Source organism: Georgenia sp. X1117 (genome assembly GCF_057784635.1).
On the sequence record NZ_CM173492.1, the window covers coordinates 1,157,875 to 1,171,826 of the forward strand.

The following is a 13,952-nucleotide window of genomic DNA, read 5'->3' on the forward strand; positions in this document are numbered from 1 at the left end:
TCGGGGCCACGGCCCTCGCGGGCCTCGCCTCCCTGGTGCTGCTGGGCCTGCAGTCCTGGCGCGACGCCACCGGGGTGGGCCCCGGCGGCATCGGTGCCGGCCGGGCCGCCCCCGGCACGGGTGTGGGCGACGGCGGGCGCGGGACCGCAGACGAGGACGGTCGCGCCGAGGCCGGCCGTTCGCAGGGCGACGGCGCGGACGGCGACGGCGCGGAGCGCGTCGGCGCAGACGGCGACGGCGCGCCGGCCGGCCGCGGCTCAGCGGCCGAGGCGCCGACGGACCTTGCCGGCGGCACGCCGGACGACCTCGCCCGTGCCGGCGTCCCGCTGGACCCGGCGGGCGGCGGCCAGGAGCCGGACGGGCCGGCTGCCGGTGAGAGCGGTCGGCAGGCGTAGGCCCGAGCGGGGCAGCGCGTAGGGCTCGACCCAGGCCTGCGCGACGTCCAGCGGCTCGTCGTCGGTGACCGGCTCCCAGCCCACCGAGACCCGCGGACCCTCACGGCGTACCTGCTCGGCGGTCGCGAGCAGCAGGTCGAGGTAGGTGCGCCCCTGGACGTGCGGCGACCACTGCAGCAGCGCCTCCCGGCGGGCCCGGGCGCCGACGAGCCTGCGCAGCGCGGGGTCCCGGACGAGGGAGTCGATCGCGTCGGTCCAGCCCTGCACGGTCTCGGGCAGGTAGCCGGTGACGCCGTCGACGACGGACTCGCGGAAGGGCTGGGTCGGGGAGGCGACCACGGGGGTGCCCACCAGCGCCGACTCGAGCCACTTGATGGCCGACTTGGACTCGTTGAAGATCGAGCCGGGCGTGAGGGGGGCGAGGGAGACGTCGACGTCGCGCAGCAGGCCCGGCAGGTCGTACCAGGGCACGAAGGGCAGGCGGCGGACCCGGTCGGCGTAGGGCGTGAGGGCCTCGGTGGGCCGCAGGTGCCCGCCGAGCCACAGCTCGACGTCGGGGTGGCGGCGCAGGACCTCGACGACGGCGGGCTCGACGAAGGCCCAGTCGGCGTCGTGGGTGGTGGTGCCCGAGAAGTAGCCGATGCGCACCGGCCCCTCGGCACGCTCGCGACGCAGCGCCAGGTCCGAGCGCCGGGCGAGCAGCCGGCCGACCCCGTTGGGGAAGCGGTGGGCAGGCATGCCGGTCACGGCGGTGGCGTGCTCGCACAGCGTCCGGGTGGAGCCGACGTAGGCGTCGGCCAGCTCCATCGAGGTCCGGTAGCGGCGCACGCCGCGCCACCACAGCGCCAGCTCCTCGGCCGGCATGCCGGCCAGGCCGTCGACCTGCCCCTCGAGGGCGGGGTCGAAGATGAGGTCGTCGATGTCGAAGAGCACCGGGACCGCCCGGTCACGCGCGCGCACCTGGGCGACGAGGTCGACGATCTGGTCGGTCGCCGGCACCCGGTAGAGCACGAGGGCGTCGCAGCGCCGGGCCTCCTCGACCAGGCGCGGGTCCCGGTAGTGGCGCACCCGCGCGGAGACCCCCTGCAGGCCCAGGCCCTCGGCGGCGAGCTGGGTGCGGTAGCGCTGGGGCGCGCCCTGGATGCCGCTGACGAACAGCACGCGCCGCATGAGCGCGCGTCCCGCCGCCCGGGCCCCCTCCCCCGGCAGGTCTGGGTCTCCCGCGAGCGCGAGGTCCGGGTCACCCGCCGGCGGCATGTCCGGGTCGCCCGCCCCGTCCGCCGACCCCGCCGAGGTGGCGCCGGACATCCGCGCGTAGCGCTCGATGAGCCCGGCGACCTGGTCCTCGAGCGCCCGGACGGGGGTGGCCGAGCCCTGGCCCGTGCGCGTGCGGGTGGCGGCGGGGTCCGCGACGAGGTCGCGCAGCCGGGCGAGGAGGGTGTCCTCGTCGCCCGCGGGCACGATCCACCCGTTGACGTCCTCGGCGACGGCCTCCTCGGGCCCCAGGGTGTCGGTGGCCAGGACGGCCAGGCCCGCGCGCAGCGCCTCGCGGGTGAGGATCGAGTGCGACTCGCGCATGATCGAGGCGAGCACGAGGACGTCGGCGCCGGCGAGCACCTCGGCGCGGTCCTCGGGCGCGAAGGGCGCACGGAGGCGGATCTGCTCCGGGAGCGGGCCGGCGCCGTCGTCGCGGGTGCCGTACATGTCGAGGGTCCAGGCCGCGGCCGGGTCCTCGGCGGCGAGCCGCCGGGCCGCGCGCAGCAGCAGGGGGCCGCCCTTGACCTCGTCGTTCCCGCCGGCAAAGAGCAGGCGCAGCGGGCCGTCGCCGGTGCGGGCCGGCGGCGGGGGGTCGTCGGCCCTGACGCCGGGCAGGCCGTTCTCGTCGACCTCGAGCAGCTCGGGCGGCACGCCGTTGGCGAGGAAGGTGCGGGCCGCCGAGGCGGAGGGGGCGAGCACAACGTCGGCGCGGGCCAGCTCGGGGGCCAGGGCCGCCAGGCGGGCGTCGGCGGCGCTGCGGCCCCGCTCGCAGGGGCACGCCCCACAGCCGACGACCAGGGAGCACGGCCGCATGTCCTTGTCGACGAGGAACTGCCGGGTGCACTGCCACCACCAGTCGTGGGCGGTGACGACGACCGCCGCGCCGGAGTCCTTGGCCGCCCGCACCAGCGAGCCTCCGAGCGTCTGCAGGGAGTGCAGGTGGACCACCTCGGGCCGCACCTCGTCCAACCAGGAGCGGAAGTCGGCCTCGACGGCGGGGTTCGCCCAGTTCTTCCTGTCCGACCAGGAGGTGTAGGGGTGGGTCTCGATCCAGCGCACGTGCACGGTGCCGTGCGCGCCGGTGTCGGTGTCGTCCCAGGTCGACAGGGCGGGACGGGAGTCGTCGAGGTGGCCGGCGTAGACGTGGGCCTCGTGGCCCGCGGCGGCCAGCGCCCGGGCGATCCGCCGGGGGACGAGGGTGCCGCCCGAGATGAAGTTCGGCGGGTAGTGGGCCGAGACCTGGGCGACACGCATGTGCCGATCCTAGGCAGCGGGCGCACTAGCGTGGCCCCATGCCGAACCGCCCCGAGTCCTGGCTCGCCGACCTGGCGGCCGCGGACGCCGACCTGCACGCCACGCTCGCCGGACGCAGCGAGCACCTGGCCCGGGCCGCCTGGTCCAGGCGCGTCGTCGAGGCGCAGGCGGCGCTCGGTCAGGCCCGCGCCACGATCGCGCTGCAGGACCGGCTGCTGCACGACCTCGCCACGCGGCACACCGAGCTCGAGGCCGAGGTCCATGCGCTGCACGGCACGCCGGCGGCCGACTCCCCCGAGTCCGTGGCCCAGGCGGGGGCGGAACAGCCCGTCGGGCAGCCGCCCAGTCGCCTGCACATCGCCCTGACCGACCCGGCGCGCGCCCTGCGGGCCGTGCGCCGCCGGCTGCCGGGCGGCCGCCCGTGACCGCGGACCGACCCGAGGACGCCGTCACCGACACACCCCCCGCTCCGGTCCCAGAAGGGCGTGTCCCGGACGAGCCGGCCGATCCGGCTCCGACCGCCACCCCCGACGACGACGCACCTCCCGCCGCACCACCGCGCCTCTCGCTGCTCGTGCTGCCCGGCGACGAGGAGGACCGCGAGCGCACCGACGCCTCGGTCGAGGCCCAGGGCGACGGACCCTGGGAGGTCCTCGAGGCGACCGAGGCCCAGGAGGCGCGCGGCGACTGGGTCGGGATCCTCGCCGCCGGCGACACCCTCGAGCCCGCCGCGCTGCCGACGATGCTCGCGGCGCTGGACGCCGCCGAGGGCGTGCGGGTGGTCTACGCCGACGAGCGCCTGCCCGACGGCCGCACCCACGCCAAGCCGTCGTGGATGCCCCGCGCGCTCGACCACCTCGACGTGCTGGGCCGGCTCACGCTGGTACGCGCCGACCTGCTCGCCGAGGTCGGCGGCCCGGGCGACCTCGGCACGGACCCGGCCGCGGAGTGGGACCTGCACCTGCGCCTGGCCAAGCACCTCGGCGCCGGGGACCCCGCCGCCCCCTCTCCCGACGTCCTCCACCTGCCGTTCACCGCGCTGGCCCGCGCGCAGGACCCGGCCAAGCTCCTTCCTGCCGGGGCCGCCGCCGTCGGGCGCTCCCTGACCCGGCGCGGCCTGACCTGGACCGTCGCCGAGGAGCACGGACCCGACCACCTGCGGATCGTGCGCGAGCCGGCGCGCACGCCGCTGGTGAGCGTCGTCGTGCCCACCGGTGGCGGGCGGCGCCCCACGCCCGACGGCGAGGTCAGCTCGGTCGACGTCGCCCTGACCACCCTGCTCGATGTGACCGACTATCCCGACCTGGAGGTCGTCGTCGTCACCTCGCAGGGCACCGACCCCGAGGTGGCCGAGCGGTGCGCCGCCCTGGACCCCCGCGTGCGCGTGGTGACCGCCGAGGGCCCGTTCAGCTTCTCCCGCTCGATCAACGTCGGCGTCGCGCACGCACGCGGCGAGCTCGTCCTGCTCCTCAACGACGACACCGAGGTCGTGGACCCCACCTGGCTGCGCAACCTCGTCGCGGTCGCCCTCGAGGAGGGGGTCGGCGCCGTCGGGGCACGCCTGCTCTACGGGGACGGGACGATCCAGCACGCCGGGATCGTCATGAGCGCCGACCGCACCCCCTCGCACCTGCTCGCCCACGAGCCCGACGGCGTGGCCCGCCTCGGCGTGGGCACGGCGGACCTGGAGTTCCTCGCCGTGACGGCGGCCTGCCTGCTCACGCCGCGCGCCACCTTCGAGCAGGTCGGCGGGCTCACCGAGGAGCTCCCGCTGAGCTACAACGACGTCGACTACTGCCTCAAGCTGCGCGCCGTGGGCCTGCGGACCGTGTGCGCCGCCGGCGTGCGCGTCGTCCACCACGAGTCGGTCACCCGCGACGCCCGCGTCACCGACCGCGAGCACGCCGCCGTGTCCTGGTGGTCCGGCATGACGGCACTCGACCCCTGGTACTGGGGCGTCTGACCCGGGGCGTCCGACGCCGGCGGTCGGGGTACCTGGGCCGGTCCCGGGACCGCGACCGCCCGCTCAGCCCAGGACCGCCAGGACGTAGAGGGCGAAGAGGACCAGGTGCGCGGCCCCGTGCATCGCGGTGACGCGCCTTCCGGCGAAGGTGGTCACCGACAGCCCCAGGCTCAGGCCGAGCACCACGAGGTTGGCCGGTCCCTCGGCGAGGACGACCTGCTGGTCGGTGAGGGCACCGATGACGAGCACGGCGGGGATCGTCAGGCCGACGGTCGACACCAGCGCGCCGTGGCACAGGTTGATCACCCGCTGCACCTCACCGGCGAGCGCCGCGCGCACGGAGGTGATCGACTCCGGCAGAAAGACGATGGCCGCGATGAGCAGCCCGGACAGGGCGACGGGGGCACCGACGCGGTCCAGGCCGTCGTCGAGGAGGGCGGCCATGTCGTGGGAGAGCAGGACGATCGGCAGCACGGTGGCCACGAGCAGCGCGGCCCGGCCGAGGATCTCGGTGCGGTGCTCGGCGATGACGGCACGCACGCCGGTGCCGGATCCGTCCTCGCCGGACCCGGCGGCGGACCCGCCACCGGAGCGGTCGGCGAGGCGCCCGGTCACGCGCGGGTCGACCTCACGGAAGTCCTCGGCCTGTGCCCCGGTCTGACGCAGCAGGAAGAAGGCGTAGAGCGCGAGGGTGAGGACGACGACGACCACCGCCTGCGCGCCGGTGTACGAGCCACCCTCGCCCAGGACGGCCGGCAGGCCGAGCGCGACCGCGGCGAGCAGCACGAGCATGGACAGGTACGCGGAGGTGCCCGTGCGGTTGTGCTCCATGTCCCCGTGGCGGATCCCGCCGACGAGCAGCGACACACCGATGACCAGGTTGAGGATGATCATCGCCACCGCCATGACGGAGTCGCGCGCGATGGTGGTGTGGTCGCCGGGGCCGAGCATGACCGCGGAGATGAGGATGACCTCGATCGCCACGATCGACAGCGTGAGGACGAGGGACCCGTAGGGGTCGCCGAGGCGTCGGGCGAGGTGCTCGGCCTGATCGACGACGCCGCCGGCACAGACGAGGACGACGCCGACGATCGCCACCAGTGCACCGACGAGCAGTGGGCCGGGCACGGGCGGGGCGAGCAGGGGGCCGGCGACGGCGAGCAGGGCGACGGCGACCCAGCCGGTCACCAGACGCGCCAGCGCGGAGCGCGTGAGGAGGGAGCGGACGGTGGTGGGCATGCGGTGGTTCTCCACGGGGCCGTCCCCGGGCCGAGCTGTACGGGCGGGCCGTCCCGTCCGTCGGCGTGCCCTCGCACGCCCCGGCAGGCTACGACACCGGCGCGGCCGCGGCAGCGACCTGGCTCACCGGGTGAGCCACCTGACCCGCGTGGGCGGCCCGGCGAGGACGGGGTGGACACCTGGGGGTCGAGTCATACGATGCCCATGTGTGACCACGACGCACCAGGGGGGATCAATGACGATCACATCGGAATCCGCGGAGGTCGACCAAGCGGTATCCACGGGACGGCTGCCGTCGTGGGACAGCGTGGAGTCGCTCGCCACCGCGGCCTTCAAGCGCTACCGGGGCGTCGGGGACGGCGCGGTCGCCGACTACATCCCCGCGCTCGCCGACGCGGACCCCGCACGGTTCGGGCTCTCGATCATCGAGACGAACGGCTCCTCCCACGACGTCGGGGACACGGCCCACCCGCTCTCGATCCAGTCGGTCTCCAAGGCCTTCGTGTACGCGATCGTGCGGGACGCCTGTGGCCACCGCACGGTCAAGGACGTGGTCGGGGTCAACAACACCGGGCTGCCGTTCAACTCTGTGATGGCGCTCGAGCTCAACGACGGCCACCCCATGAATCCGATGGTCAACGCCGGAGCCATCGCCACGACGGCGCTCGTCCCCGGCGCCACGGCGGGCGCCCGGTGGGAGTCGATCCGCTCCGGCCTCTCCGCCTTCGCCGGCCGCCGGCTGGAGATGGACGACGACGTGTACCGCTCGGAGATGCGGACCAACGCTCGGAACAAGGCCCTCGCGCGACTGCTCCAAAGCTATGGGCGGCTCGACGCCGACCCGCTCGAGATGGTCGACGTCTACACCCGTCAGTGCTCCCTGCTCGTCACCGCGCACGACCTCGCCGTCATGGGGGCGACGCTCGCCGACGGCGGCACGAACCCCGTCACGTCGCAGCGGGTGGTCTCCCCGGAGGTCTGTCAGGACACCCTGGCGATGCTCGCGGCGAGCGGGATGTACGAGCGGTCCGGCGAGTGGCTGTTCGAGATCGGCCTTCCGGCGAAGTCCGGCGTCTCCGGAGGGATCGTCGCCGTCGCCCCCGGGAAGGGTGCCGTCGGCACCTTCTCCCCTCCCCTGGACCCCGCGGGCAACAGCGTGCGCGGCCAGCGCGCCATCGCCTACCTCTCCCGGGGCCTCGGCCTGAACCTCTTCGCCTCGAGCGTCGACGCGCGCGCGGGGAGCAGCGCGTCATGACGGCCGCCGTCGCCGCGGAGCCCCGCCAGGAGCGCACGTCGTGGCTCCCGATGGTCGGCCTCTTCCTCGCTCAGATCCTCATGTCGTTCAACGTCGCCGCGTTGCCGATCTCCATCGGTGGGATGGTCAGCGACTTCGACGTGCCGCCGACGGTCGCGAGCACGACGATCGTGATCTACGGGCTCGTCGTCGCCGCGCTCGTGATGACCGGGGCGAAGCTCGGTCAGCGCGTGGGGTAGGTCCGCATCTTCCGCTTCGTCATCGTCGTGTTCGCCTGCTCGTCACTGGTGATGATCCTCTCCCCGACCGTCGGTTGGGCCATCGCGGGTCAGGCGCTCGCGGGCGCGTCGGCGGCGATCATCGTGCCCGCACTCGTCGCCCTCATCGCGGAGAACTACCGGGGCGACCAGCAGGCCACCGCGATCGGCTCGCTGGGCTCGGCCCGCGCCCTGTCCGGCATCAGCGCGTTCCTCATCGGCGGCACCCTCGGCACCCTCGTGGGTTGGCGGCCGGTCTTCATGATCGTGCTCGGCATCGCGGTCGTCGTCCTCGCGTTCAGCTTCACGCTCCGATCGACCGGCACGGGCGACAGGAGCATGAGGATCGACGTCGTCGCCGCCGTCCTCATCGGCCTCGCGATCATGCTGCTCACCCTCGGGTTCAACAACCTGGGCGCCTGGGGCGCGTTCTTCGCGAGCGCTCACGCACCCTTCTCCCTGGCTGGCGTGTCCCCGGCACCGATCCTCATCGTCGCCGGCGTGGTCCTCGGCCAGACGTTCCTCGTGTGGACCCGACGTCGGATGCGGCTCGGCAAGGAACCCCTCGTCGATCTCTCGGTGCTGGGTTCGTCGCGCGAGCGCGCCGCGGTCCTCGCGATGTTCGTCGTCGTCGCGCTCGAGGCGGCCCTGAACTTCACGGTCCCGATGTACATCCAGATCGTCCAGGGGCGCACCCCGTTCGAGACATCGCTGGCCATGATGCCGTTCAACCTCACGGTGTTCGTCACCGCGACCCTCGTGGTCCGCTTCTACAGGCGCTTCCCGCCCCGGACGATCGCCCTCACGGCCTTCACGCTGACGACCCTCGCGCTCGTCTGGCTCTCGCTCGTCGTCACGAACAACTGGGAGACGCTCCCCACGATCGTCGGTCTCGTGGTGTTCGGCATCGGCCAGGGTGCGCTCGTCACGCTCGTTTTCAACGTGCTCGTCACCGCCGCTCCTGCCGAGCTCGCGGGCGACGTCGGGTCGATCCGCGGCAGCACCCAGAATCTCGCCTCGGCGGTCGGCACCGCGGTCGTCGGCGCACTGCTCGTCGCCCTCCTGAGCGTCGGGGTCGGTCGCGCGGTCGTCGAGCACCCGGAGATCCCGGAGGAGCTCGTGGCGCAGGTCGACCTGGACAGCGTGAACTTCGTGTCGAACGCAGACCTGGAGGACGTCCTCTCGAGGACGGATGCCTCACCCGCACAGGTCTCGGCGGCCGTCGAGCTCAACGAGGAGGAGCGCCTGCGCGCCCTGAAGCTCGGGTTCCTCGTCCTGGCCGGCGTCAGCGCCGTCGCTGTCGTACCCGCGTCCCGGCTTCCGCGGTACACGCCGCACGAGCTCGCCGGCGCGGGCGGCGACCCGGGAGAGCCGAGCGACCCGGACGACCTGACCAGCCCGGGCCGCACGAGCGACCCGAGTGACCCTTACGGCTCAGCCGCCCCGCACAGCGGACCTACCGACCGAGGCGACGCCTGACCTTCCGCGCGAGCCCGGCGGGTCCGTCGCCGCGCAGGGTGCGCCAGGCGCCCGCGGCGTCGGCGCGCAGCCGGGTCACCCGCGAGACCTCCCCGGGACGGACACCGGCGCGGCGCTCGGCGGCGAGCCGGGCGGCGTCGGCGGAGCGGCGGGGGTCCCGGCAGAACGCCACGAGCGGGGCGAGGGCCTCGGACCACGTGTGCGTGGCGGCGACGCGGGCGACGGCGGCGCGTGCCTCGGCGATGCGCGTCTCGTCGGTGAGCAGGCCGACGAGGGCCTCGGCGAGGGCGTCCTCGTCCTCGGCCGGCACGGCGGCGCCCATCCCTTCGGTCGCGACGAGCGCGCCGAAGTGGTCGCCCTCGGTGCAGACGATCGGCAGGCCGGCCCAGAGGTAGTCGAGGATGCGGGTGCGGAAGCTGAAGGCGGTCTCGACGTGGTCGAAGTGGGCGGAGACGCCGATGTCGGCGTCGAGCAGGTAGTCGGCGCGACGCTCGTAGGGCACCCAGTCCTCGTTGAAGAACACGTGGGTGCCGGTCAGGTCGAGCTCGTCGGCGAGCTCGCGCGTGCGCACGGCCATCGCCATCTCGGGCACGTCGGGGTTGGGGTGCTTCATCCCGAGGAAGTACAGGCGCAGGTCGGGCACCCGCTCGCGGGCCCGGTCGACGGCGCGGATGACGGTCAGCGGGTCGAACCAGTTGTAGACGCCGCCGCCCCAGAGCACGACCGGGTCCTCGGGGCCGATGCCCTCGACCGCGCCCTTGATGCCGTGCGCCTGCCGGGTCGGGGCGCTCGCGTCGGTGCCGAAGGGCACGACGCTGATGAGCGAGCGCAGGGAGGTGTCGGCGTCGTAGGTGTCGGGGTTGACCCGGCCCGAGGCCGCCAGGTGCCCGATCCACAGGTCGCGCTGCTTCTCCGAGGCGCACAGGAACAGGTCGCCGCGGCGCGTCTGGGCGCCGAGCTCGCCGAGGGCACGGGCGAGCGCGGCGTGCCGCTCGGCGTCGGGCCGGAAGCGTTCGACCTCGAGGGACTCGAGGTGGAAGGGGTCGTAGAGGTCGACGACGAGGATCACGTCCGCGTCCTGGAGCCAGTCGAAGGTGGCGACGACGTACCCCTGGACCACGACGACGTCGGCCTGGGCGACCTCCTCGCGGAACTCCTCGACGGTGGTGCGGGCGGTGACGAAGCCCTCCCCCGCGCGCGAGCAGCCGCCGAAGGTGAGCAGGCGGACGTCGTGCTCGGCGCCCAGGGCGCGGGCGATCTCGAACGCCCGGATCGCGGGCCCGGCCATCTTCTCGGCGAGGGTGTCGAGGGTGACCACGAGGATGCGTCGGCGCTCGGTCATGCACTCTCCTGCTCGTCGCTGCCGTCCGACGCGGGGTCGGCCGCTTCCGTCGTTCCTCCGGCCCTACCCGTGGTTCCCCCGGCCGCGGTCTCCGTCGGTCGGGGCTCGGGCGCGCCGTCGGGCACCGCCCAGGCGGTGTCGGTCTGGATGTACCCGCCCCAGAACCGCTCGGCACCGTTCTCGACGACGAAGCGGGCCGAGTCCCGCACCCGGTCGTAGGTGTGCTGCGTCGTCGAGTCCGTCAGGGAGGTGATGACCACGTAGCCGCCGGGGGCGAAGGCGATCCTCGGTGCGTGGCAGTCGATGACGCCGCGGCCGCGGACCGTGCCGAGGCGCGGCCCGTGGTCGAAGGTGTTCGAGGCCCACAGGTAGGTGCCGTCGGTGTGCTCGACGCCGATGCCCATGACGGGGTCGGTCACCGGCTCGCGCGCGTCGTAGTGCACGCGCACGGTCATGTCCTCGCCCTGGCGCACGGAACTGCCCGGACCGCCCTGGCCGAAGACCTCGACCTCCTCGATGAGCAGCTCGCCCGAGCCCCAGTGCGTGCGGCCCGAGTCGTCGAGACGCACCGAGTCGTGGGTCGAGTCGGCGTACTGCTCGAGCACGGTGGCTGCCGGGCCGGCGGCCCGCAGCACGCCGTCGTCGAGCCAGGCCGCCTGGTCGGCCATCTGGCGCAGCGTGGGCATGGAGTGCGAGACGACGACGACGGTGCGCCCCTCGCGTCGGAACTGGGCGAACTTGGCGGCGCACTTCTCCTGGAAGGCGGCGTCGCCGACGGCGAGGACCTCGTCCACGAGGAGGATCTCCGGGTCGACGTGGATGGCCACGGAGAACCCGAGGCGCACGTACATGCCCGAGGAGTAGTTCTTCACCGGCTGGTCGATGAACTGCTCGACGCCGGAGAAGCCGACGATGTCGTCGAACTTCTTGTCGATCTCGGGTTTGGTCATCCCCAGGATCGAGCCGTTGAGGTAGATGTTGTCCCGGCCGGAGAGCTCGGGGTGGAAGCCGGAGCCGACCTCGAGCAGGGCGGCCATCCGTCCGCGGGTGGTGATGCTCCCGCTGGTCGGGTAGAGGATCTTGGCCAGGCACTTGAGCAGGGTGGACTTGCCCGACCCGTTGTCCCCGACGAGCGCGAACGTCGACGCCGCGGGGATCTCCAGGGAGACGTCCTTGAGCGCCCAGAAGTCCTCGTGGACGCTGCGGCGGCGCCGCATGACCGCGGCCTTGAGCGTCTGGTTGCGCTCGTGGTACACGCGGAACCGCTTGGAGACGTCGTCGACGGTGATGGCGGCGTGCGGGCCGGCGGGCCCGGGGCTCGATGCGTTCACAGGGCCTCGGCCAGTCCCTTCTCGTGCCGCGAGAACAGGTGCGCCCCGACGAGGAACGCCCCCAGCGCCCAGGCGAGCGCGACGAGCGTGGTCGACAGCTCGGGCAGGCGGTTGTCGTAGAGCAGGTTGCGGAAGATCTCGGCGAACTGCACCAGCGGGTTGAGCAGGTAGACGTCGAGGATCCCGACCGGGCCGACGAGGTCGCCGATCCGGTCGGACTGCTCGGCCACCAGCCGCACGGGGTAGACGATCGGCGTGAGGTAGAACCACATCTGGAACAGGATCGTCACGAAGTGCTGGGTGTCGCGGAAGTAGACGTTGGCGATGGCGGCGAGCAGTCCGAGCCCCATGGCGAACACCGCGAAGACGGCCATCGCCAGGACGAGCAGCGGCAGGAACGGCAGTGGGTTCGCGCCGAGCAGCAGCAGCACGACGGTGAGCACGCCCATCTCGATCGACCAGGTGAAGGCCCAGGAGGCCACGGTCGACACGATGAGGGCGCCACGCGGGAAGTGCACCTTCTTGATGAGGTTCTCGTTGCCCACCAGGGCGCCCATCGAGCCGTTGACGACGTTGGTGAAGAACGTCCAGGGCAGGAGCATGCACAGCAGCCAGACGGCGAAGATGTCCAGCCCCGAGGGGTCGCCCGGGTCGGGCTCGATGCGGATGATGAAGGCGAAGACCACCGTGTAGATGGCCATCGCGGCCAGCGGGTTGGCCAGCGACCACAGCTGGCCCAGCGCCGTCCGGCTGTACTTGCCCTTGACCTCGCGCATCGTGAGGTTGACCAGCAGCTCCTTCGAGCCGCGCAGGTCGGTCAGGAACCGCACGTGCGTCCGTCCTCCCGTGGTGCCGCCGGTGCTCCGCGGGCGCGGGGCACGGACCAGCGTAGACCAGCGCCCCGCCGCGGCACCGCGACGGGGCGCGGCCGGGCGGGGCGCTCGGGTACGGGGCCGGCCCACGGGGAAGGGCCGGACCGCGGGGTCAGGAGGGCAGGACGCGCAGGTAGGTCGGCGTCCCGCCGACCCAGGAGTTCGGGCCCACGCGGGTGCCCATGCCGGGGTTCCAGGCGGCGACGTTCTGGCCGTCGCCGAGGTAGATCGCCACGTGGCCGGGCCACCAGATGAGGTCGCCGGGGCGCGCCTCGGAGGCCGAGACCTGCTCGTAGCCGGCGAAGGGTGCCCACATCGTCGTGCGCGGGATCTCCACGCCGTGCTGGGCGTACACGTAGTGGGCGAACCCGATGCAGTCCCAGCCGGACGGCGACGTGCCGCCCCACCGGTAGGGGGCGCCGACGTGGCTCATGGCGGTGGAGACGACCTCGTCACCCATCCAGTCGGTGGCGGGCGGCTCGTCGCGCTCCTGGTCGCGCGAGGGTGCCTCGACGACGCGCGTGTCGCGCCGCACGCCGAGGGTGTCGACGCCGTCGCCGTTCCAGTCACCGACCATGACGGTGTCGCCCGTGCGGCCGTAGGATACGACCTGCTCGGCGTCACCGCCGGACAGCGTGTTGCGCAGGTGGTACTGGTTGCCGCGGCGCACGCCCAGGCCGTCGACCCGGTCGCCGTTCCAGTCGCCGACGATCACCTCGTCGTCCGCGCGGCCGTAGGGCACGACGGCGTCGGCCACGCCGGAGGAGAGCGTGTTGCGCAGGAAGTACTGGTTGCCCCGGCGCACCGCGATGGTGTCGGCACCGTTGCCGTTGAAGTCGCCGATGAGCACGTCGTCGCCGGCGCGCCCGTAGTTGATGACGACGTCGGCCACGCCGGAGGTCACCGAGTTGCGGATGTAGAAGGAGTTGCCGCGGCGCACCGCGAAGGTGTCCACGCCGTCGCCGTCCCAGTCGCCGACGAAGACCTCGTCGCCGGAACGCCCGTAGTTGATCGTCGTGTGGCCCGGGCTGGCGGTGTTGCCCGTGGTGATGGCGAACTGGTCGCCCCGGCGCACCGCGACGGTCTCGACCCGGTTGCCGGTGAAGTCACCGACGTAGGCGTTGCCGTCCGGGTGGCCGAACGTCATCGTCACGGCCGTGCGGCCGTTCGTGGAGTTGGTCAGGTGGTACTCGTCGCCGGACCCGCCGACGTCGCCACCGGCCGCCTGGGCGGCAGGGGCGAGCAGGGCGGCACCTGCCAGGGCGGTGATCGTGGCAGCGGTCAGTCGGGTTGTCGTTCGCACCAGGG

General features: G+C 73.5%; 9 protein-coding genes and 1 pseudogene. 4 read left to right on the forward strand and 6 right to left on the reverse strand.

Going from position 1 to position 13,952, the window contains the following annotated elements; genetic code table 11:
* Positions 1 to 257 precede the first annotated feature (257 nt).
* The gene (locus tag AC3D3D_RS05190; RefSeq protein WP_463661221.1) at positions 258 to 2,906 is read right to left on the reverse strand and encodes a glycosyltransferase; all 2,649 of its coding nucleotides are present in this window, start codon (positions 2,904 to 2,906) and stop codon (positions 258 to 260) included.
* A gap of 38 nt (positions 2,907 to 2,944) precedes the next feature.
* Here AC3D3D_RS05190 and AC3D3D_RS05195 point away from each other — a divergent pair, with 38 nt between their 5' ends.
* A complete protein-coding gene (locus AC3D3D_RS05195; protein WP_463661220.1) occupies positions 2,945 to 3,331 on the forward strand; it encodes a hypothetical protein in 387 nt (128 codons plus the stop codon).
* Positions 3,328 to 4,869: a glycosyltransferase family 2 protein gene (locus tag AC3D3D_RS05200; protein WP_463661219.1), complete on the forward strand. Its 1,542-nt coding sequence runs from the start codon at positions 3,328 to 3,330 to the stop codon at positions 4,867 to 4,869. Before AC3D3D_RS05195 ends, AC3D3D_RS05200 begins: the two co-directional genes overlap by 4 nt.
* A 63-nt stretch (positions 4,870 to 4,932) precedes the next feature.
* Here the strand turns inward: AC3D3D_RS05200 and AC3D3D_RS05205 are convergent, their stop codons facing one another.
* A complete protein-coding gene (locus tag AC3D3D_RS05205; RefSeq protein ID WP_463661218.1) occupies positions 4,933 to 6,108 on the reverse strand; it encodes a calcium:cation antiporter in 1,176 nt (391 codons plus the stop codon).
* A 235-nt stretch (positions 6,109 to 6,343) separates the two neighbouring features.
* Here AC3D3D_RS05205 and glsA point away from each other — a divergent pair, with 235 nt between their 5' ends.
* Positions 6,344 to 7,363 (forward strand): glutaminase A, encoded by a 1,020-nt coding sequence (glsA, locus tag AC3D3D_RS05210; protein ID WP_463661217.1) that lies wholly within the window; start codon positions 6,344 to 6,346, stop codon positions 7,361 to 7,363.
* Positions 7,360 to 8,964, forward strand: a pseudogene (locus AC3D3D_RS05215) (MFS transporter); the annotation flags it as partial. The gene glsA and the pseudogene AC3D3D_RS05215, both read left to right, overlap by 4 nt.
* Before the next feature lie 112 nt (positions 8,965 to 9,076).
* Here the strand turns inward: AC3D3D_RS05215 and AC3D3D_RS05220 are convergent.
* From AC3D3D_RS05220 to AC3D3D_RS05235, 4 genes are all read right to left on the reverse strand, one after another.
* On the reverse strand, positions 9,077 to 10,441 hold the full coding sequence (locus AC3D3D_RS05220; RefSeq protein WP_463661216.1) for a glycosyltransferase family 4 protein: 1,365 nt from the start codon (positions 10,439 to 10,441) through the stop codon (positions 9,077 to 9,079).
* Positions 10,438 to 11,772 (reverse strand): ABC transporter ATP-binding protein, encoded by a 1,335-nt coding sequence (locus tag AC3D3D_RS05225; protein WP_463661215.1) that lies wholly within the window; start codon positions 11,770 to 11,772, stop codon positions 10,438 to 10,440. Before AC3D3D_RS05225 ends, AC3D3D_RS05220 begins: the two co-directional genes overlap by 4 nt.
* Positions 11,769 to 12,602: an ABC transporter permease gene (locus tag AC3D3D_RS05230; RefSeq protein WP_463661214.1), complete on the reverse strand. Its 834-nt coding sequence runs from the start codon at positions 12,600 to 12,602 to the stop codon at positions 11,769 to 11,771. The genes AC3D3D_RS05225 and AC3D3D_RS05230 overlap by 4 nt, the downstream gene beginning before the upstream one ends.
* Positions 12,603 to 12,756: 154 nt before the next feature.
* A complete protein-coding gene (locus AC3D3D_RS05235; RefSeq protein ID WP_463661213.1) occupies positions 12,757 to 13,947 on the reverse strand; it encodes a C40 family peptidase in 1,191 nt (396 codons plus the stop codon).
* Positions 13,948 to 13,952: the final 5 nt, after the last annotated feature.